General features: G+C 69.4%; 16 protein-coding genes. 6 read left to right on the plus strand and 10 right to left on the minus strand.

Annotated elements, in window-relative coordinates:
• The first annotated feature begins 151 nt into the window (after positions 1-151).
• The 4 genes from JOE48_RS25255 to JOE48_RS25270 are packed head-to-tail and all read left to right on the plus strand — an operon-like array spanning position 152 to position 4135.
• The gene (locus JOE48_RS25255) at positions 152-1105 is read left to right on the plus strand and encodes an ABC transporter permease (protein WP_210033849.1); all 954 of its coding nucleotides are present in this window, start codon (positions 152-154) and stop codon (positions 1103-1105) included.
• A gap of 14 nt (positions 1106-1119) precedes the next feature.
• Positions 1120-2049: an ABC transporter permease gene (locus tag JOE48_RS25260; protein WP_210036045.1), complete on the plus strand. Its 930-nt coding sequence runs from the start codon at positions 1120-1122 to the stop codon at positions 2047-2049.
• The gene (locus JOE48_RS25265) at positions 2046-3101 is read left to right on the plus strand and encodes an ABC transporter ATP-binding protein (RefSeq protein WP_210033850.1); all 1056 of its coding nucleotides are present in this window, start codon (positions 2046-2048) and stop codon (positions 3099-3101) included. The genes JOE48_RS25260 and JOE48_RS25265 overlap by 4 nt, the downstream gene beginning before the upstream one ends.
• Before the next feature lie 8 nt (positions 3102-3109).
• Positions 3110-4135, plus strand: coding sequence for an ABC transporter ATP-binding protein (locus JOE48_RS25270; protein ID WP_210033852.1), 1026 nt, complete (start codon positions 3110-3112; stop codon positions 4133-4135).
• A 192-nt stretch (positions 4136-4327) separates the two neighbouring features.
• Here JOE48_RS25270 and speG read toward each other — a convergent pair whose 3' ends face one another.
• From speG to apaG, 3 genes are read right to left on the minus strand one after another with little or no spacing between them, the layout of a single operon-like run.
• A complete protein-coding gene (gene speG, locus JOE48_RS25275) occupies positions 4328-4879 on the minus strand; it encodes a spermidine N1-acetyltransferase (protein ID WP_312893429.1) in 552 nt (183 codons plus the stop codon).
• A gap of 14 nt (positions 4880-4893) precedes the next feature.
• A complete protein-coding gene (argE, locus tag JOE48_RS25280; protein WP_210033854.1) occupies positions 4894-6063 on the minus strand; it encodes an acetylornithine deacetylase in 1170 nt (389 codons plus the stop codon).
• A 34-nt stretch (positions 6064-6097) separates the two neighbouring features.
• Entirely contained in the window at positions 6098-6490 is a 393-nt protein-coding gene (gene apaG / locus JOE48_RS25285; RefSeq protein ID WP_192708942.1) for a Co2+/Mg2+ efflux protein ApaG, read from the minus strand.
• A 270-nt stretch (positions 6491-6760) separates the two neighbouring features.
• Here apaG and JOE48_RS25290 point away from each other — a divergent pair, with 270 nt between their 5' ends.
• Together JOE48_RS25290 and JOE48_RS25295 are read left to right on the plus strand one after the other, a co-directional pair.
• Positions 6761-7885 (plus strand): 2'-deoxycytidine 5'-triphosphate deaminase, encoded by a 1125-nt coding sequence (locus tag JOE48_RS25290; protein WP_210033857.1) that lies wholly within the window; start codon positions 6761-6763, stop codon positions 7883-7885.
• 36 nt (positions 7886-7921) lie between these two features.
• Complete coding sequence (locus JOE48_RS25295; protein ID WP_192708940.1) at positions 7922-8383, plus strand: Lrp/AsnC family transcriptional regulator; 462 nt, start codon at positions 7922-7924, stop codon at positions 8381-8383.
• Between the two features lie 52 nt (positions 8384-8435).
• Here the strand turns inward: JOE48_RS25295 and JOE48_RS25300 are convergent, their stop codons facing one another.
• The 7 genes from JOE48_RS25300 to JOE48_RS25330 form a co-directional block, all read right to left on the minus strand.
• Entirely contained in the window at positions 8436-8957 is a 522-nt protein-coding gene (locus tag JOE48_RS25300) for a cysteine dioxygenase family protein (protein ID WP_210033859.1), read from the minus strand.
• Between the two features lie 209 nt (positions 8958-9166).
• Complete coding sequence (locus JOE48_RS25305) at positions 9167-10255, minus strand: HD-GYP domain-containing protein (protein WP_312893370.1); 1089 nt, start codon at positions 10253-10255, stop codon at positions 9167-9169.
• 76 nt (positions 10256-10331) lie between these two features.
• Complete coding sequence (gene pgl, locus JOE48_RS25310; protein ID WP_210033862.1) at positions 10332-11057, minus strand: 6-phosphogluconolactonase; 726 nt, start codon at positions 11055-11057, stop codon at positions 10332-10334.
• A 9-nt stretch (positions 11058-11066) separates the two neighbouring features.
• Positions 11067-12044: a phosphogluconate dehydrogenase (NAD(+)-dependent, decarboxylating) gene (gene gnd / locus JOE48_RS25315; RefSeq protein ID WP_210033864.1), complete on the minus strand. Its 978-nt coding sequence runs from the start codon at positions 12042-12044 to the stop codon at positions 11067-11069.
• A gap of 249 nt (positions 12045-12293) precedes the next feature.
• A complete protein-coding gene (locus JOE48_RS25320; protein WP_210033866.1) occupies positions 12294-15140 on the minus strand; it encodes a bifunctional transaldolase/phosoglucose isomerase in 2847 nt (948 codons plus the stop codon).
• Positions 15141-15373: 233 nt separating this feature from the next.
• Positions 15374-17449: a transketolase gene (gene tkt, locus JOE48_RS25325; protein WP_210033868.1), complete on the minus strand. Its 2076-nt coding sequence runs from the start codon at positions 17447-17449 to the stop codon at positions 15374-15376.
• Positions 17446-19335, minus strand: coding sequence for a glycoside hydrolase family 15 protein (locus JOE48_RS25330; protein ID WP_210033871.1), 1890 nt, complete (start codon positions 19333-19335; stop codon positions 17446-17448). Before JOE48_RS25330 ends, tkt begins: the two co-directional genes overlap by 4 nt.
• Between the last annotated feature and the right edge of the window lie 39 nt (positions 19336-19374).

The following is a 19374-nucleotide window of genomic DNA, read 5'->3' on the forward strand; positions in this document are numbered from 1 at the left end:
GAGCAGGTTTCCTGAGAGGCGCCGGTCCTCTCTCCCATGCAGAAGAGGGGGATCGTTGCGCCTCGCAAGGTCGGAAGCGTGATCTTCGGAGCCTCTGCGCGTCGGGGGTGACCGGACGGCGACAAGATACCGATGGGCCAAAAGGCAAGTCATGCTGCTCTACATCCTCAAACGACTGGTCTACGTGACCCCTGTGGCGTTCGGGGTCAGTGTCGTCTGCTTTCTCCTCGTCCACCTCGCGCCGGGCGATCCCTTGAGCGCAGTGCTGCCGGCCGACGCCACCCAGGCGACCATCGACGAGATGCGGGCTGCCTACGGCTTCGACAAGCCGCTGCCGGTCCAGTACCTGATCTGGCTGTGGCACGTGCTGCATGGCGATCTCGGCGTCTCGATCGCCACCGGACGGCCGGTGCTGGGCGAGGTCAGCCGCGCCGTGGTGAACTCCCTGATCCTCGCCTCGGTGGCGACCGTGATCGGCTTCACCTTCGGCACGCTGTTCGGCTTTGTGGCGGGCTATCATCGGAACTCGCTGGCCGACCGGGCAGCCTCGGCGCTCTCGGTGTTCGGCGTGAGCGTGCCGCATTACTGGCTCGGCATGGTCCTGGTGATCGTGTTCTCGGCCACCCTCGGCTGGCTGCCCCCCACCGGCGCCGGGCCCGATGGGTCGGGCAACTGGCGGCCCGATTTCGACCATCTGCGCTACCTGATCCTGCCGGCCGTCACGATGTCGGTGATCCCGATGGGCATCATCGCCCGAACGGTTCGGGCCCTGGTCGCCGACATCCTGTCCCAGGATTTCGTCGAGGCGCTGCGCGCCAAGGGCATGGATGAGCGCGGCGTGTTCAAGCACGTCGTGCGCAACGCCGCCCCGACGGCACTCGCCATCATGGGCCTGCAGCTCGGCTACCTGCTGGGCGGCTCGATCCTGGTCGAGACCGTATTCGCATGGCCGGGCACCGGCTTCCTCCTCAACGCCGCGATCTTCCAGCGCGACTTGCCCCTGCTCCAGGGCTCGATCCTCGTGCTGGCGATGTTCTTCGTGGCCCTCAACCTCCTGGTGGACGTGATGCAGACCGCCCTCGACCCGCGCATCGAGCGCGCCTGAGCCGGAGCCTGATGATGACCGCTCCCATCACCGCGGCCTCCATCGCCCTCGACGGCGGCGTGCTCGCCGCCGAGGACGCGGCACCCGAGGCCGCCTTCATCCCGTCGCGCGGCTTCTGGGGCCATGTCGGCCACCGGCTGGTGCGCGACCCCGTCGCCGTGAGCGCCGGCGCCCTGATCCTGCTCGTCGTGATCGTCGCGATCCTGTCGCCCTGGATCACCCCTATGGATCCCTACAAGGGCTCCATGCTGCGCCGCCTCCGCCATGTCGGCGACGCCACCTACTGGCTCGGCTCCGACGAGCTCGGCCGCGACATGATCAGCCGGCTGATGCTCGGCGCCCGGCTCTCGCTGTTCATCGGCGTCACGCCGGTCCTGATCGCCTTCGTGATCGGCTCCGCCATCGGCATCCTGGCGGGCTATGTTGGCGGCTGGACCAACACGATCCTGATGCGCACCATCGACGTGTTCTTCGCCTTCCCGTCCGTGCTGCTGGCCATCGCCCTGTCGGGCGCGCTCGGCGCCGGCATCTTCAACTCGATCGTCTCGCTGACCTGCGTGTTCGTGCCCCAGATCGCCCGGGTGGCCGAGAGCGTCACCACCGGGATCCGCCGCCGCGACTACATCGACGCCGCCAAGCTTTCGGGGGCCTCGGCGCTGACGATCATGCGCGTGCAGGTGCTGGGCAATGTCGTCGGGCCGATCTTCGTCTACGCGACCAGCCTGATCTCGGTCTCGATGATCCTGGCCTCCGGCCTGTCGTTCCTCGGCCTCGGCGTGCGACCGCCGGAGCCCGAATGGGGCCTGATGCTCAACACCCTGCGCACCGCGATCTACGTCAATCCGGTCGTGGCCGCCCTTCCAGGGGTCTGCATCTTCATCGTTTCGATCGCCTTCAACCTGTTCTCGGACGGGCTCCGGTCCGCCATGGAGATTCGCCAGTGAGCGTCATCCCGGACGCCCCCGATCCGTTCGCCCACGACCGCGGCGGACCGGCCCAGCCGCTCCTGTCGGTCTCGGGGCTGATCAAGCACTTCCCGGTCCGCAAGACCGGAGGCAAAAAGCAGGTGGTCCGCGCCGTCGACGGCATCGACTTCGACGTCCTGAAGGGCGAGACGCTCGGCATCGTCGGCGAGTCCGGCTGCGGGAAATCGACAACCGCCAAGCTGCTGATGGGCCTGATCGCGCGCGATTCGGGCCACATGCTGTACGACGGCCAGGCGATCGGCGAGCGCGCCATGCCGTGGCGGTCCTACCGCCGCCAGGTCCAGATGGTGTTTCAGGACAGCTACGCGTCGCTCAACCCGCGCATGACCGTGGAGCAGTCGATCGCCTTCGGCCCGAAGGTCAACGGCGTGCCCGGCCGCGAGGCCGTGGAGCGCGCCCGCGCACTGCTCGCCCGGGTCGGCCTGGAGCCGAAGCGCTTCGCCGGCCGCTACCCGCACGAGATTTCCGGCGGCCAGCGCCAACGGGTCAACATCGCCCGCTCCCTCGCCCTGGAGCCGCGGCTGGTGCTCCTCGACGAGGCGGTCTCGGCGCTGGACAAGTCGGTGGAGGCGCAGGTGCTGAACCTGCTCCTCGACCTCAAAGCCGAGTTCGGCCTGACCTACATCTTCATCAGCCACGACCTGAACGTCGTGCGCTTCATCTCCGACCGGGTGATGGTGATGTATCTCGGTCGGGTCTCGGAGATCGGCCCGTCCGACACGGTGCTCGACGCGCCGGCCCATCCCTATACCGAGGCGCTGCTCGCCTCGATGCCGTCGCTCGATCCCGACAACCGCACCCAGGCCGCGCTGCTGCAGGGCGACCCACCCAACCCGATCGATCCGCCCACGGGGTGCCGCTTCCATCCGCGCTGCGCGCTTGCCGAGGGAGTCTGCGCCGAGAAGGAGCCGCCGCTCGACGCGATCCGGCCCCTGCACCGGGTCGCCTGCCTCGCCCGCCAGCCCGGCTCCGGCCATTCCGCGGCGCCCGGCGAGGCGCTCGCGGCATGAGCAATCCGATGCCTCCTTCAGAACCCGCCGTCGCACTCAAGGACCTCCGGGTCGCCTTCGGCAAGGTGCAGGTCGTCGACGGCGTCGATCTGACCGTCGAACGCGGGCAGGCGCTGGCGCTCATCGGCGAATCCGGCTCGGGCAAGAGCGTGACGCTCCGCGCGATCCTGCGCCTGTTCCCGGAAGGGCGCAGCCGGATCGAGGGGAAGATCCTGGCCGCCGGCAAGGACGTGCAGGCCCTCACCAAGCGCCAGCTCGCCGATTTCCGCGGCGGCGACGTCTCGATGATCTTCCAAGAGCCGCTGCTCGCCTTCGACCCGGTCTACACGGTCGGCCAGCAGATCACCGAGGCGATCCACCGCCACGAGAAGATTTCCAAGGGCGATGCCCGGAAGCGGGCGCTCGCCCTGTTCGAGCGGGTGCGGATCCCGAGCCCGGAGCGGCGCCTCGACAATTATCCGCACGAGATGTCGGGCGGCATGCGCCAGCGGGCCATGATCGCGCTGGCGCTGTCCTGCCACCCACAGGTCTTGCTCGCCGACGAGCCGACCACCGCGCTCGACGCGACCGTGCAGATCCAGGTTCTCCTGCTCCTGCGCGAGCTGCAGCGCGACCTCGGCCTGTCGATCGTGATCGTCACCCACGATCTCGGAGCGGCCGTCGAGGTCGCCGACCGGATCGCCGTGATGTACGCGGGCAAGATCGTCGAAACCGGCACCGCCCATCAGGTCGTGCTGAACCCGCACCATCCCTACACGATCGGCCTGCTGCGCAGCCGGGCCGAGGGGGCGCTGGCCAAAGGCTCCCGGCTCCAGACGATTCCCGGCAGCCCGCCGGACCTTGCCAACCGCCCGCCGGGCTGTCCCTTCGCGCCGCGCTGCTTCCTGGCCGAAGAGCGCTGCCGCCGGGAGATGCCGCCGGTCGGCGACATCGCCCCCGGCCATCAGGTCGCGTGCTGGCGGACAGAGGAGGCCGCGGCCGCCTACCGGGCCGGTCCGACCCCGGTCCGCGCCGCGGAGCTGGTTCCGGCCTGACCCGCTCCGGCTCCGTGCGGCGACACCATCGCCGGCGTCATTCCGGGGCGCCGCAGGCGAGCCCGGACCCGGAGGCGCACGCCCGGTGGTGGGCAATCCAGAACCGCTGGTGATCCCAGAGGTCGCGGAACGGCGAGAATGGACCCGGACTCGCCCCGCCGTGACGGCGGCTGATCCGGCGATTCCGCGTGGTCACGCCTTCAGCACGGGTTCGGCGATGTCGCCGCCGCCGCCGCGGGCCTTCAGGTAATCCGGCTGGAACAGGCACATCCGCACGGCGTCGCGATAGCGCCCGTTGACGAAGAATTCGTCCTTCAGCACACCTTCGGGCCGGAAGCCGCAACGCTCGTAGATCCGCACCGCCCGGGCATTGTCCCGGTCGACGTGCAGGTAGAGCTTGTGGATGTTGAGCACGCTGAACGCGTAATCCATGGCGATCCGCGTCGCCTGCCAGGCGTAGCCCCGTCCCTGGAAGCTCGGGTGGATCGCGATCTGGAACTCGCAGCGCCGGTGCAGGTGGTTGATCTCGACGAGCTCGATCAGCCCGGCCGGCTCGCCGCCGGGATCAGCCACGATGAAGCGGCGCTCGGTCTGGTTGTGGATGTTGCGCTCGTAGAGCTGCTGCAGTTCGGCGAAGGACTCGTAGGCCTCCTCGAACCAGTAGCGCATGATGCTGTCGTTGTTGTTGAGCTGGTGGACGAAGCGGAGGTCCTCCCGTTCCAGCGGTCGCAGCTTGATGGTGATTCCGGTCATCGCGTTCATGACGCATACGCCTCGATCAGGTTGCGCAGGAACCGCTCGCCCTGGCCGAGGGCGTCGAGGGTGATGAACTCGTCGGGCTGGTGGGCCTGCGCGATGTCGCCCGGCCCGCAGACGACGGTCGGGATCCCTGCTGCCTGGAATTGCCCGGCCTCGGTCGCGTAGGGGACCGCGATGGTGCGGTTGTGTCCGGCGAGCCGCAGGCAGAGCCGCTCGGCCTCGGATCCGGGCTCCGGGGCGAGGCCGGGGATGTCGACCTCCTCCAGGGTCTCGATCCGCCCGAACGCGCCGTAGCGGTTGAGGCGCTCGCGCGTCACCCGTTCGACCTCTACCGCGAAGAGCCGCGGAATCTCGGCCGGGTCGAGGTCCGGCAGGCCGCGATACTCCCAATGGAAGCGGCATTCCTTGGCCAGGATGTTCCGGGCCGTGCCGCCGTGGATCGTCCCGACATGGACCGTGGTCGAGGCCGGGTCGAACCGCCCCGACGGGTCGCCGCGCTCGATCATCAGATCGGCGATCCGGTTCAGACCGGCCACGAGTTCGCAGGCCGCGGTAACGGCGTTGGCCCCGAGGGCGGGCCGCGCCGAATGGGCCTCATGCCCGTGCACGGTGGTGAGGCAGGTGACGATGCTCTTGTGCGCGTCCGCCACCTCCATGCCGGTGGGCTCGCCGACGATCACGGCGCCGGGCCGCGGCAGGTCGGCACCGAAGCGCCCGATCCCGTCCATGGAGCCCAGGCAGGTCGTCTCCTCGTCGTAGGAGAGCAGTATATGAATCGGCCGCTTCAGGTCGGCGGCCAGCATGTCGGGCACCAGCGCCAGCGCCAGGGCGTCGAAGCCCTTCATGTCGACGGCGCCCCGCCCATAGGCCCGGCCGTCGGCGACGCGCAGGATGAACGGGTCGGTGCTCCAGGCCTGCCCCGCCACCGGCACCACGTCGGTATGGCCGGAGAGGACGACACCGCCGTCGATCATCGGGCCGATCGTCGCGAGAACGGCCGCCTTGTCGCCTGCCGCGTTCGGCAGGCGCAGGTACGGCACGCCCCAGCCATCCAGGTAACCGCAGACAAACGCGATCAGCGCGAGATTGGATTTGTCGCTCTCCGTGTCGAAAGACACGAGGCGGGCCAGCATATCGAGCGTGCTCAGCCGCTCGCCGGTCGCAGGCATGGATTCCTCCGGAGCGGGGCCCCGGGCCGGGGCCTCAATGCAGGCTGCGGCGGACGTGCGGGCTGTCGAGGGAGAAGGCGGGAATCTCCGCCTCGAAGCTCTCACCGGCCACCGTCGCCATGGTGTAGCTGCCGGCCATCAACCCGTCGGGCGTGTTGAGCGGGCAGCCGCTCGTGTAGCAGAAGGTCTCGCCCGGCTCCAGCACCGGCTGCTTGCCGACGACGCCGGTGCCGCGGACCTCCTGGCAGGCTCCGTGCCCGTCGATGATGCGCCAGTGGCGGGAGCGCAGCTGCACCTGTTCGCTGCCGTTATTCACGATCTCGACCGTATAGGCGAAGAAATACCGGCTCTCGTTCGGCGAGGATTCTTCCTCGACGAAACGGGACTGAACCGTCACGCTAATTCCTCGCGTCTCGGCCTTGTACATCGCCCTGTCAGGCCCTTCTTCGAACGGTTCGACTCGCTGAAGCCGAACGAAACGCGCTTCACCGGGGGTGGTAGTAGGCGCTCTAATCCCCGTCAATCGCGGTGGACTACCTCGCGGGGCCCGGATCTGGCTAATTGGTGGTCGGGCGCGCAGAGGATGCAGCGTGCGGCGCGCCGGGGGGCCGCGCGGGTTAAGCCGGCATTAGCCAGTCGCGGCGGAAAACGGACGATGGACGCGGACCTGCCGGGGCGCGCGAAGGAGTCAGGCGCGATGAACGCGGGCGCACGCAGGGGAGCCGCCGATTCGGGCGTGAAAGGCCGCGCCGGGATCCTGCCGGCCCAGGCGATCGCCGAACTCGCTGCGGCAGGCGGCATCCGCACCGCGCGCGCCTTCGCGACCGACCAGATCCAGCCCGCCAGCCTCGACCTGCGCCTCGGCGATACGGCCTACCGCGTCCGCACGAGCTTCCTGCCCGGGACGAGTCGCACGGTCCAGGCCTGCGTCGAGCGGCTGTCGCTGCATGCGATCGACCTGCGCCCCGGCGCGGTCCTGGAGACGGGCTGCGTCTATATCGCCGAGTTGCAGGAGGGCCTCGCGCTCCCGGCCGACCTCGCGGCCGCGGCGAACCCGAAGAGCTCGACCGGGCGCATCGACGTGTTCACCCGGGTGATCACCGACCGGGGTGAGGCCTTCGACCAGGTCGAGCCCGGCTATACCGGCCCGCTCTACGCGGAGATCTCGCCGCGCACCTTCCCGGTCCTGGTCCGCACCGGCTCGCGCCTGTCGCAGATCCGCTTCCGCCGCGGCGCGCCGCGGCTGACGGAGGCCGAGCTCGGCCTGCTCCACGCCCGCTCGGCGCTGGTCGACGCGGGCAACCCGTCCTTCCAGGGCGGCGTCGCGGTCTCGGTGGACCTGTCCGGGTTCGACGGCCTCGTCGGGTATCGGGCCAAGCGCCATACCGGCCTCGTCGACGTGGACGCCCCCGGGCGTCACCGGGCTGCGGATTTCTGGGAGCCGCTCGCGGCCGACGGCTCCGGCAGCCTGATCCTCGATCCCGGCCAGTTCTACATCCTGGCCTCGAAGGAATCGGTGCAGGTCCCGCCGGACCACGCCGCCGAGATGGTGCCGTTCGATCCCCTGGTCGGCGAGTTCCGGGTTCACTACGCCGGCTTCTTCGATCCGGGCTTCGGCTATGCCGGGGCCGGCGGCGAGGGCGCCCGTGCCGTGCTGGAGGTCCGCTCGCGCGACGTGCCGTTCCTGCTGGAGGACGGCCAGATCGTCGGCCGTCTCGTCTACGAGCGCATGCTCGACCTGCCGGAAACGCTCTACGGGGCAGGGGCCGGCTCGAACTACCAGGCTCAGGGCCTCAAGCTCTCGAAGCATTTCGTCCTTTAGGCGGGGCGCGGATCCACGGACGGGAGCTTCGATCGCATGGATGCGGTGGACCGGAAGATCCTGGACATCCTCCAGCAGGACGCGACACTCCCGGTGGCGGAACTCGCCGAGCGGGTCGGCGTCAGCGCGGCGCCGTGCTGGCGCCGGGTGAAGAAGCTGGAAGCGTCCGGCGTCATCCGCCGCCGGGTGGCGCTGGTCGACCGCCGCAAGGTCAACGTGCCGACAACGGTGTTCGTGGCCGTGAAGGCGCCCCGCCACGCCGCCGACTGGTCCGATGCCTTCCGGCGGGTCGTCGCCGGCTTCCCCGAGATCGTCGAGGCGTGGCGCCTGACCGGCGAGATCGATTACCTGCTGCGCATCGTCGTGCCCGATATCGAGGCCTATGACGCGGTCTATCAGCGCCTGATCGCCAAGCTCGAATTCTCGAACCTGTCCTCCTCCATCGCCATGGAGGAGATGAAGTACACGACGGCCGTTCCGACGATCTACGTGGCGTAGGTCGAGACGGGCGCGCCCCTGCCTCGCGATCGCATGGTCCGACCCACGATCGTCACCCCGCCGCGACCGCGTAGGTGCGGTGGATCGAGGAGGCCTGCACCCGGTGGTCGTATCCGTAGACGTGGATCGACACGGCCGCGTCGGGCCCGTCATTGGCGATTCGATGCAGGTTCGGGCCGGACGGCATCATGCAGGCCACGAAGCCGGGCGCGCGGACCACGTCCTGAGTCGCCACCGCGTGCGTGTCGCTGATCGGGCGGTACCAGGTCTCGCGGAGCGTCCCGCGAAGCAGGCCGAAGCAGCACGAGCAATGGTGGTCGTGCACCGGCGTGACGGCGCCCGGCGGCCAGACCATGGCCCAGACGCTCACCGCCTCCGTGCCAAACAGCAGGTTGCGGGAGAGGCCTTCGCCGTGCGCCGTCAACCGCGACGGGTCGAGCAGCTCTGGGCGTGCCAGGATGCGCAGCAGCGTCGCGCGGGCGGAGGCGAGATAGGCGTCCGGTGCGCGGCGGGCCGACACGGCGAGATCGGCCAGCATCGCTTCCATTTCGGCCGGGACGGTTGGCTGCGGCATCGACAGGCTCCGGACGCGCTTTCAGGCTGCGCAGAGCGTAGCGCATCGACGCCGCCGTGCGTTTGCGAAAGCCGCCGCCAATCCAGCTTCTGGCGCAATCAGGTTGCTCCATAGCGGCAAAAGGCGAAATGCGGTGCCAATCGTCTGGCCGACGGAGACATGACAGTTTCGGCTGTCGGCCGCGGATGGAGCAGAGCTGCCGATTCCGTTCAGGAGCCGGCGACGGACCGCTCGAAGGCGCGCACCAGGGCGATGTCGAGCTTGCCGTCCATGCCGTAGAGGATCTCCATGGCCTGCGCGGCCGGCATGGGCGGCCGGTAGGGGCGGCTCTCCACCAGGGCGGCGTAGACGTCGCAGACGGTGATCAGGCGGACGATGTCGCGGATGGCCTCGCCCTTCAGCCCGTCCGGGTAGCCCGAGCCGTCCAGCATCTCGTGATGATGGCGCACCACCGTGAGGACGGTGTCGTCGAACCCGCCGGCCTTGACCAGGATCTCGTGGCCGAGGGCCGCGTGCTCGCGCATCACCGCCCGCTCCCCAGGATCGAGGGGCCCGGGCTTGTTCAGGATCGACAAGGGGATCTTGGCCTTACCGACGTCGTGGACCAGGGCAGCGCGGACGAGGTGCTCGCGATCCGCCGACGAGAATCCGAGGTCGATCGCGAACGTGGCGGCGAGGCCCGCAACCAGCAGGCAGTGCTGGTAGGTCGCGTCGTCGTAGGCGCGCACGGTCTCGAGCCAGGCTTTGAGGCCGCCGGTGCCGATCGCCCCGAGGATCGGCTCAAGGGTGGCGTCGATGACGGCCGCATCGACCGTGCCGTGATCCCGCGCCGAGTCGAGCAGGTTGGCGATGGCGGCGCTCGCGCGGCCGGCGGCCTGCACGACGACCGGGCTGCCCGTTACGGGCCGGCTCGGCGTCTGCGGCGACGCGGGCCGGAGCTGCGTCTGCAGCGCCTCGACCACCGTCGTGATCGGCGTATCCATCGGCAGGCACAGCCGCCCGCCGAGGTTGCGCGCCACGGATAGGCTGCGCTGGCCCATGCTGCGCATCAGGAAGACGCGGGGAAGCCCGGGATTTGCCGCGATGAGGCTGCGCAGACCGGTGAGCGGCGAGGGCAGCAGGTCGAAGTCGACGACCACGGCCACGCACGGGCCGGGTGGCGGCGCCTCGGAGGCGCCGAGCACCGCGCAGGGGGCGATCTGCTCGAGCGCGTGCCGCAGGTCGGCGCGGCTGTCCGGCTGGTCGGTGTAGAGGATGAGCGTGCCCGCGCGCATCTGGGCCTTGGCGAGGATGGACACCGCCAGGTTCGGCCGGGGGCGTCGGGTTCCGTGTGATAGCACACAGATCTTGCCAGAGCTTTACGGGCGCCCCGCGTCAGCCGGCAGCCGCCGCGTCGAGGAGCCACGCCACCTCGCCCGCGCTGATCACGCGGCCCGCAGGAAGCTCCGCGCCCGCGGCAAGGCGGGTCAGCGGCGCCCGCTTGCCCGCACCGGTCACGAGGAACAGCACGTGCCGGGACGAGGCGAGCGCCGGGACGGTGAGGGTGATCCGCGGCACGAACGGCGCCAGCCCGGCCTCCGGCACGGGCGCGACGAGCCGCGCAGTCTCGTCCACGGCCGGCTTACCGGGAAACAGAGAGGCGGTGTGGCCGTCCTCGCCGAGACCGAGGAGCACGAGGTCGAAGAGCGGCCGGGCGGGGTCGAGGCTGTCGGCCCCGTAGAAGTCCAGCAACGCGCGCTCGTAGGCGCGGGCGCCGGCCTCCGCACCTGAATCCGACGGGATGAAGTGCAGGTGGGTCGGCGGGATCGAAGCGCCGTGGCCGAACGCCTCGCGGACCATCCGGACGTTGCTGCGGGCGTCGTCCCACGGGACGACCCGGTCGTCGCCGAAGAACCAATGGACCCGCTCCCACGGCACCCGCGTCGCGTAGTCCGGGCCGGCGAGCAGCCCGTAGAGCACCTTGGGCGTCGAGCCGCCGGACAGGCAGATCGCAATCCGATCGGACCGGCTCTCGCCGCAGGCCGCGATCAGCCGCTCGGCCGCCTCGCGGGCGACGGCCTCGGGATCCTTCAGGATGTGGGTGCAAGCCGGAAGGCTCATGGAACGCCCCTACTTCTTCGGCTCCTGATGGCCGCCGAAGCCCTTGCGCATCGCCGACAGGAGCTTGTCGGCGTAGCTCTCGTGCTCGCGGGAGCGGAAACGGCGGTACAGGGCGGCTGACAGCACCGTGGCCGGCACGCTCTCCTCGATGGCGGCGTTGATGGTCCAGCGGCCTTCGCCGGAATCCTCGACGTAGCCGGAGAAATCCGTGAGCTGCTCATCGCCGGCCAGCGCCTGGGCGGTGAGGTCGAGGAGCCAGGAGGAGACGACGCTGCCGCGCCGCCAGACTTCGGCGATGTCGCCCATGTTGAGGTCAAAGCGGCGCTCGGCCGGCAGCGCCTCGGAATTGGCGTGGCGGAGGATGTCGAACCCCTCCGCGTAGGCCTGCATCAGGCCGTATTCGATGCCGTTATGGACCATCTTGACGAAATGGCCGGCGCCGGTCGGCCCGGCATGGATGTAGCCCTGCTCGGCGCGCGGGTCGCGGCCGTCGCGGTTCGGGGTCTTGGGGATGTCGCCGATGCCCGGCGCCAGGGTCTTGAAGATCGGGTCGAGGCGGTCGACCGTCTCGGTGTCGCCGCCGATCATCATGCAATAGCCGCGCTCCAGCCCCCAGACGCCGCCCGAGGTGCCGACATCGACATAGTGCAGGCCCTTCTCCTTCAGGGCGATGCCGCGGCGGACATCGTCGCCGTAGAACGAGTTGCCGCCGTCGATGATGCAGTCGCCGGTTTGCATCAGGCCCGAGAGGGTTTGGACGGCCTCCTCGGTGATCGCCCCTGCCGGCAGCATCACCCAGGCCGCGCGCGGCACCTCCAGCTTGGAGACCAGATCCTCCAGGCTCGACGCGCCGACCGCTCCGGCCTCCACCAGGGCCGCGACCGCGGCCGGGTTCTGATCGAACACGACGGCCGTGTGGCCGTCCCGCAGGAGCCGCCGGACGATGTTGCCGCCCATCCGGCCGAGGCCGATCATGCCGAGTTGCATCTTCGATCTCCTCAGATTTTCCTTCCCCCTGCGGGGAGGGATCAGGAACGGGGGTGTCCCAGGATCGCGAGGCGCGGGGCCTCCTGGGACACCCTCCGGGTCATCCCGGGGCCGCGCAGCGGAACCTGGGATCCAGAGCCGTCAAGGCGCTCCGACCTCGCGCCACCGGCGGTTCCGGATTCCGGGCCCGCCTCCGGTGCCCCGGAATGACAGCGCGGATCCAACACCAAGTCGGCCGGTAACGCGCGCCTAGGCAACCGCCGCCTTCAGCGCCGCCGCGACACGCTTCAGTCCGGTCTCGAGATCGCCCTTGATGTGCACCCGCAGCGCCCGGCGGCCGCGCTCGGCGAGCACCGCGAAATCGCCCCGCGCCTGCGCGGCCACCACAGTGGCGAACCCGAGCTTGCGGCCGGGAATCGGCAGGTCCTGCGTCGGGTCCGCGGTGATCTGGAGGAACACGCCGGTATCCGGGCCACCCTTGTAGGCCTGACCGGTGGAATGCAGGAACCGCGGCCCGAATTCCAGGCAGGTCGCGACCTTGCGGGCGTCCCGAATGGCGATCCGTGCCTCCTGCAGGATGCCGGCGGTCGTGGCATTGCGCGGCACGTAGGCAAGCAACCCGAGATAGTCGCCGTCCTTCAGCCGGGCGAGCTGCGCCTTCAGCGCCGCCTCGAGGCCATCCGAGGCCTGCTTCAGCCCGTCGGCGTTGCGCGGGTCGGCGTAGAGGGCGATCGCGTTGTCGGAGAAGAGTGGCGTCTCCGGGGGGAGGGCGCCGCTCGCCTCGGCTTCCGCGAACAGCTTCTTGGTCTCGACCTTGCTGGCCTCGACATCCGGCTGATCGAACGGGTTGATGCCGAGTACCGCGCCCGCCACCGCGGTGGCCATCTCCAGGCGGTAGAATTCCTGGGGCAGCTGCTCGACCCGGTCGAGGGTGATGCGGGCGATCGGGTGGCCGTCCCGCTCCAGGGCGCGCAGGGCCTCGTCCTGCGCCGCCTCGGCCTGGCCATCGAGGCGCAGGTAGATGAAGAACCGGTCGCGGCCGTAGACTGCCGGAACATCGACCGGCTCGCCGTCCACCGGCACCAGGCCCTTGCCCTGCTTGCCGGTCGATTCCGCGATGAGCTGCTCGGCCCAAGCGCCGAAGCTGTCGATCGCCGGGGAGGCGATGACCGTCACCTTGTCCCGCCCCGCGAGCGCCGCCGCGCCCATGGCGGTGCCGAGCAGGACGGCGGGGTTCACCGCCGGAGGGACCACCGGCCCGCAGGAGCGGACCATGATCCGTGCCGTCTCGAGGAGCGCCTTCACGTCGAGGCCCATGGCGGCCGCCGGCACGAGGCCGAAGGCCGAGAGCACCGAGTAGCGCCCGCCGATCTGCTTCACCCCATAGAAGATCTTCTTGAAGCCGTCCGTCTTGGCGGCGCGCTCCATGTCGGAGCCCGGATCCGTGACCGCGACGAAATGGTCGCCGGCCCGATCACCGAGCACCTCCTTGGCGCGGCCCAGGAAGTAGTCGCGAAACACGTTGGGCTCCAGCGTCGAGCCGGACTTCGACGCGACGATGAACAAGGTCTTGGCCAGATCGATGCTCGCTTCGAGGGCGCGCACCTGATCCGGATGCGTCGAGTCGAGGATCTGAAGCTTGGGAAAACCCTCGCGGGGACCGTAGGTCAGGGTCAGCACCTCCGGGCCGAGGCTCGACCCGCCCATGCCCAGTACCACCGCGTCGGTGAAGCCCTGGCCCTTCACCCATTCGGAGAAGGCGGCGTAATCGGCGGCCTTCTCAAGCTCCTCCTCGACGATGTGCAGCCAGCCGAGCCAGTTCGCCTCGTCGTGGCCCGACCACACGGTGGCATCACCCGCCCAGAGGCGGCGGATCGCGCCGCTCGCGCGCCAGGATTCGACGGACTTCTTCGCTTCGTTCGCCAGCGTCTCGTCGAGCGCCAGGCTCTGCCCGTCCAGCCGGTGGCCGAGCAGCGCCGCGCGCTTGCCCGCCACGGCGCCGAGCAGATTGTCGGCCGCGTCGATGAAGAGCTGAACGCCCTCCCGCACCAGCTGCTCGGCGATTGTCTCGATGTCGATGCCCGTCCGGGCCAAGCGCGCCATCACGGCCTCGGCGCCGGGCACGTCCTCCTCGATCGTCGCCCGCACCACGCCGTGGTCGCGGAACGCGTCCATGGTGGCGGGCGGCATGGTGTTGACGGTGTTCGGGCCGATCAGCTCCTCGACGTAGAGGACGTCGGAATAGGCCTTGTTCTTCACGCCCGTGGAGGCCCAGAGCAGCCTCTGTGCCTTGGCGCCCTTCTCGGCGAGCGCCGTCCACTTCGATTCCGCGAAGATCCTCTTGTAGCGCTGGTAGGCGAGCTTGGCGTTGGCGATCGCCACCTTCCCCTTGAGCTGCTCCAGGGCGATCTTCTCGTCCGGGTCGTTGGCCTGCGCGATCTTCTCGTCGAGGAGCTTGTCGACCAGCACGTCGATGCGGCTGATGAAGAAGCTCGCCACGCTGGCGATCCGCGAGACGTCGTGGCCGGCCTTCGCGCGTTCGTCGAGACCGTCAATGAAGGCGCGTGCCACCGCCTCGTAGGCCTCCTGCGAGAACAGCAGGGTGACGTTGATCGAGATGCCCTCGCTGGTCAGTTGCCGGATCGCCGGGATGCCCTGGGGCGTCGCCGGCACCTTGACCATCAGGTTGTCGCGGGAGACGGCCTTGTGCAGGCGCCGCGCCTCGTTCAGCGTCTCCTCGGTGTCGAGGGCGAGGTAGGGCGAGACCTCCAGGCTGACGTAGCCGTCGGCGCCGTCGCTGGCCTCGTAGACCGGGCGGAGCACGTCGGCGGCGGCCTGGATGTCGGCGATCGCCAAACCCTCGTAGAGGTCGATGACGCGGCTGTCGCCGGTCTCCTGGACGGCCTTGATGCTCGCATCGTACTCGTCCGAGTGGCCGATCGCCTTCTCGAAGATCGACGGGTTGGAGGTCACGCCCCGCAGGCCATCGCGTTCCACGAGTTGCTTGAGTTCACCTTTCTCGATGAAGCCCCGGGCCACGAAATCGAGCCAGACCGCTTGATCCTGTTCGTCGTGCAGGGCCTTGAGCGCGTTCATGTCGGTTCCTCGTCTCGCGTACCGCTACTTGCCGGGCGCTCTCACTCCCCCCTCTGCGGGGGAGGGTGGCCCTCGCGTCAGCGAGGGTCGGGAGAGGGGAACCCGGGGTCAGAAGAGGGCGGAGCAGATGTGAAGGCCGCAGCCTCGTTCTGCACCGTCGCTCCCCTCTCCCGCTCGCCTTCGGGGCCACCCTCTCCCGCAGAGGGGGGAGGGAGACCGTCGCGCCTGAGCCGCTACTTCCCGTGCTTGGCCACCTGTGCCTTGGCGGCCTCCAGAACCTTCTCGGGGGTAAAGCCGAACTTGCTCTGGAGATCCTTGATCGGCGCCGAGGCGCCGAACGTGTGCATGCCGATGATCGCGCCCTCGGTGCCGGCATAGCGATCCCAGCCGATCACGCTGCCCTGCTCGACCGCCACCCGCGCCTTCACGGCCGGCGGCAGCACCGAGTCGCGATAGGCCTGATCCTGCCGCTCGAACAGCTCCCAGGACGGCAGCGACACCACCCGGGCCTTCACGCCGTCGGCCTTCAGCGCCTCGTAGGCGCCGATGCAGAGCTGCACCTCGGATCCGGCGCCCAGCAGGATCACCTCCGGCGTGCCCTCGCAGTCGGCCAGCACGTAGCCCCCCTTGGCGGTTCCCGAAGCCGCGCCGAACTTCGTACGGTCGAGCGTCGGCAGCGGCTGGCGGGAGAGGGCGAGCACCACCGGCTGGTTCTTCGACGAGAAGATCACCCGGTAAGCCTCGGCCACTTCGTTGGCGTCGGCCGGGCGCAGGGTGATGAGCCCGGGGATGCAGCGCAGCGACAGAAGCTGTTCCACCGGCTGGTGAGTCGGCCCGTCCTCCCCCACGCCGATCGAATCGTGGGTGAAGATGTGGAAGACCGGCAGCTCCATCAGGGAGGCGAGCCGGATCGGCGGCCGCATGTAGTCGGCGAAGACCAGGAAGGTCGCGCCGTAGGCCCGCAAACCGGAGAGGCCTAAGCCGTTCACGATCGAGCCCATGGCGTGCTCGCGGACGCCGAAATGCAGGTTGCGGCCGCCCGGCGAGAACGGGCCGAACGAGCCCGCGCCCGCGAAGGTCAGGTTCGACTTGTTGGACGGCGCCAGATCGGCCGAGCCGCCGAGGAGGAACGGTACGTGCTCGGCGATGGCGTTGAGCACCTTGCCGGACGATTCGCGGGTGGCGAGACCCTTGGCGTCCGGCTCGAAGACCGGGATGTCCTTCTCCCAGCCATCCGGGAGGCGGCCCTCCAAGAAGGCGTTCAGATCCTCGGCGTGATCGGCATCGGCCTCCTTGGCCTTCGTCAGCAGGTCCTGCCACGAATCGTAGAGGCCGGCGCCGCGCTTGCCGATCCCGTCCCGGAAGTTCTCCTGAACGCCGTTCGGCACGAGAAACTGGGCGTCCTCCGGCCAGCCATAGGCGCGCTTGGCGCCCTTGACCTCGTCCTCGCCGAGCGCGTCCGAATGCGCCTTCGACGTACCCTGCTTCTTCGGCGCGCCGTAGCCGATCACCGACTTGACGATGATCAGGGTCGGCCGGTCGCTGGTTGCGAGGAACGTCTCGATCGAACCCGCGAGCGCATGCACGTCGTTGGCGTCGGCGACGCGCAGCACCTGCCAGCCATAGGCCAGGAACCGGGTCGCCACCTCCTCGCCGAAGGCCAGTTCGGTGTGGCCCTCGATGGTGACGGTGTTGTCGTCGTAGATCCAGCAGAGGTTGGCGAGCCGCAGGTGGCCGGCCAGCGATGCGGCCTCCGAGGCGACGCCCTCCATCAGGTCGCCGTCCGAGCAGATTGCGTAGACGTTGTAGTCGAACAGCGGCAGGTTCGGCCGGTTCAGGTGCTGGCCGAGGAAGCGGCTGCCCATCGCCATGCCGACCGAGTTGGCGACACCCTGGCCGAGCGGGCCGGTGGTGGTCTCGACGCCGGTGGTGAAGTGATATTCCGGGTGGCCGGGCGTGCGGCTGTCGAGCTGGCGGAACTTCCGGATGTCCTCCAGCGACACAGCCGGGGCGTTGCCGCCGTCGCTCTCGGCGACGCCCGCGAGGTGCAGAAGGGCGTAGAGCAGCATCGAGGCGTGGCCGCAGGACAGCACGAAGCGGTCGCGGTTCGGCCAGTGCGGATGCGCCGGGTCGTAGCGCAGGTAGCGGTTCCACAGGGTGTAGGCGACAGGCGCCAGCGCCATGGGCGCGCCCGCATGGCCGGAATTGGCCTTCTGCACCGCGTCGATCGCCAGCGTGCGGATCGTGTTGATGCTGAGCGTATCGATCTCAGCCAGGGCCGCCTTGGCGGGAGTGTCAGCACCGCTCATGATTTTGCGTCTTCCAGTTCGCCTCGCGCGGTCCGCTTCGCGGCTTCGCGCCGCCGCAGGACGGCGGGAGGAGCTCCGTTGGCCTTACCACCCTGCCGATCCGCCGGCCCTTCGCCGCGCGAATAGCTGAGGAGCGTGTTGACGAGCGCGACGTGGGTGAACGCCTGGGGGTAATTACCCACAAGGCGTTTGGCTTGCACGTCATATTCCTCGCTGACGAGACCCAGTTCGTTGCAGATGCCGATAAGGCGCTCGATGATCGTCCGCGCTTCGTCCCGACGGCCGAGACCGATCAGGTTGTCGGCGTACCAGAAGGTGCAGGGCAGGAAGGCCCCCTCGTTGCCCGACAGGCCGTCGGTGGTCTGTCCCTCGGTCTCGTAGCGGAGGATGAAGCCGTCCCGCATCAGGTCCCTGCCGATCGCCGCGACGGTGCCGATCACCCGCGGATCGTCCTGCGGCAGGAACCCGGTATGGGCGATCAGCAGCAGGCTCGCGTCGAGCGCCTTCGACCCGTAGGACTGGACGAAACTGTTGAGCTCGGGATCGAACCCCTTCGCGCAGACCTCGGCGTGGATCTCGTCACGGACAGCGCGCCAGCGCCGGGCATGTTCCTCGGTGGCACCGGACTCGTGCATCTCGTGCATGCGCAGGGCCCGGTCGAAGGCCACCCACGCCATCACCTTCGAGTGGGTGAAATGGCGCGGGCCACCGCGCACTTCCCAGATCCCCTCGTCGGGCCGGCGCCAAGCCTGCTCGAGATGGCCCAGGATCGCCAGCCCGACCCGCAGCCCGTCCTTGCTGACCGGCAGGCCGCGGGCATGGGCCTGATAGAGCGCGTCGAACAGCTCGCCGTAGACGTCGAGCTGAAACTGGCTGGCGGCCGCGTTTCCGATCCGCACCGGCTTCGAATTCTCGTAGCCGGGCAGCCAGTCGAGCTCGATCTCGGGCAGCAGGCGCTCGCCGCCGATGCCGTACAGGATATGCGCCTGCTCGGGGTTTCCGGCCACCGCCCGCTGCAGCCAGTCGAGCCAGTTGCGGGCCTCATCGATGTAGCCGCCGTCCATCAGGGCGATCAGCGTCAGCGTCGAGTCGCGCAGCCAGCAGAACCGGTAGTCCCAGTTGCGCTCGCCGCCGAGACCTTCGGGCAGGGAGGCGGTCGGCGCCGCCACGATGCCGCCGGTGGGCTCGTAGATCAGTGCCTTCAGAGTCAGCAGGGAGCGCTGGAGCATCCGGTCCCAGGCCGTCCCCCCGGCACAGCGGCTCGACCACGCCTGCCAGTGCTGATCCGTCGCGTCGAGGGCCCGGCGCGGCTCGATCGCCACGGGATCGTTCTCGTGGGACGGGCCGTAGCTCAGGACGAAGCGGCGCTTCTCGCCGGCATGAACGGTGAACTCGGCGACCGTCGTCTGCGCCTCTGACCCTTTCAGGTGGACGTCGGTGCGCAGCACCACCTTGTGGGGGCCCGAGACGGCCCGCAGGTCGCCCAGTTCCGAGCGGGACACCCAGGGCACCGCCGAGCCGTAATCGAAGCGGACCGCCATCTCCATCCGCATGGCGACGCGCCCGTGGACCCCCTCGACGAGGCGCACGAGGTGCGATCCGTCGCCGATCGGCATGAAGTCGGTGACCAGAACCTCGCCCTGGCGGGTGGCATGCCGCGTCTCCAGCACGAGGCTTCCCGGGCGATAGGTCCAGCGGGTCTCGACCTGCTCGGCTTCTGGGAAAATCTTCCAGAAGCCGTGCGCCTCGGTTCCGAGCAGGCTGGTGAACAAGGCCGCCGCGTCGAAGCGCGGCCAGCACAGCCAGTCGATGCTGCCCTGTCGGCTGACCAGCGCGGCGCTCCGGCAATCCCCGATCAGCGCGTAATCTTCGATGCGTGCAGCCATCCGGCCCCGGCTCCGGTCCGCGGACGGCTGCCCGGACCG

The organism is Methylobacterium sp. PvR107 (genome assembly GCF_017833295.1).
Lineage (GTDB): Bacteria > Pseudomonadota > Alphaproteobacteria > Rhizobiales > Beijerinckiaceae > Methylobacterium.

Coding starts and splice junctions, on each gene's coding strand:
- JOE48_RS25330 (WP_210033871.1), bottom strand. CDS start 19,335: ATGGCTGCACGCATCGAAGATTACGCGCTGATCGGGGATTGCCGGAGC.
- tkt (WP_210033868.1), bottom strand. CDS start 17,449: ATGAGCGGTGCTGACACTCCCGCCAAGGCGGCCCTGGCTGAGATCGAT.
- JOE48_RS25260 (WP_210036045.1), top strand. CDS start 1,120: ATGACCGCTCCCATCACCGCGGCCTCCATCGCCCTCGACGGCGGCGTG.
- JOE48_RS25255 (WP_210033849.1), top strand. CDS start 152: ATGCTGCTCTACATCCTCAAACGACTGGTCTACGTGACCCCTGTGGCG.
- JOE48_RS25295 (WP_192708940.1), top strand. CDS start 7,922: ATGGATGCGGTGGACCGGAAGATCCTGGACATCCTCCAGCAGGACGCG.
- JOE48_RS25290 (WP_210033857.1), top strand. CDS start 6,761: ATGAACGCGGGCGCACGCAGGGGAGCCGCCGATTCGGGCGTGAAAGGC.
- apaG (WP_192708942.1), bottom strand. CDS start 6,490: ATGTACAAGGCCGAGACGCGAGGAATTAGCGTGACGGTTCAGTCCCGT.
- argE (WP_210033854.1), bottom strand. CDS start 6,063: ATGCCTGCGACCGGCGAGCGGCTGAGCACGCTCGATATGCTGGCCCGC.
- gnd (WP_210033864.1), bottom strand. CDS start 12,044: ATGCAACTCGGCATGATCGGCCTCGGCCGGATGGGCGGCAACATCGTC.
- JOE48_RS25300 (WP_210033859.1), bottom strand. CDS start 8,957: ATGCCGCAGCCAACCGTCCCGGCCGAAATGGAAGCGATGCTGGCCGAT.
- pgl (WP_210033862.1), bottom strand. CDS start 11,057: ATGAGCCTTCCGGCTTGCACCCACATCCTGAAGGATCCCGAGGCCGTC.
- JOE48_RS25320 (WP_210033866.1), bottom strand. CDS start 15,140: ATGAACGCGCTCAAGGCCCTGCACGACGAACAGGATCAAGCGGTCTGG.
- JOE48_RS25270 (WP_210033852.1), top strand. CDS start 3,110: ATGCCTCCTTCAGAACCCGCCGTCGCACTCAAGGACCTCCGGGTCGCC.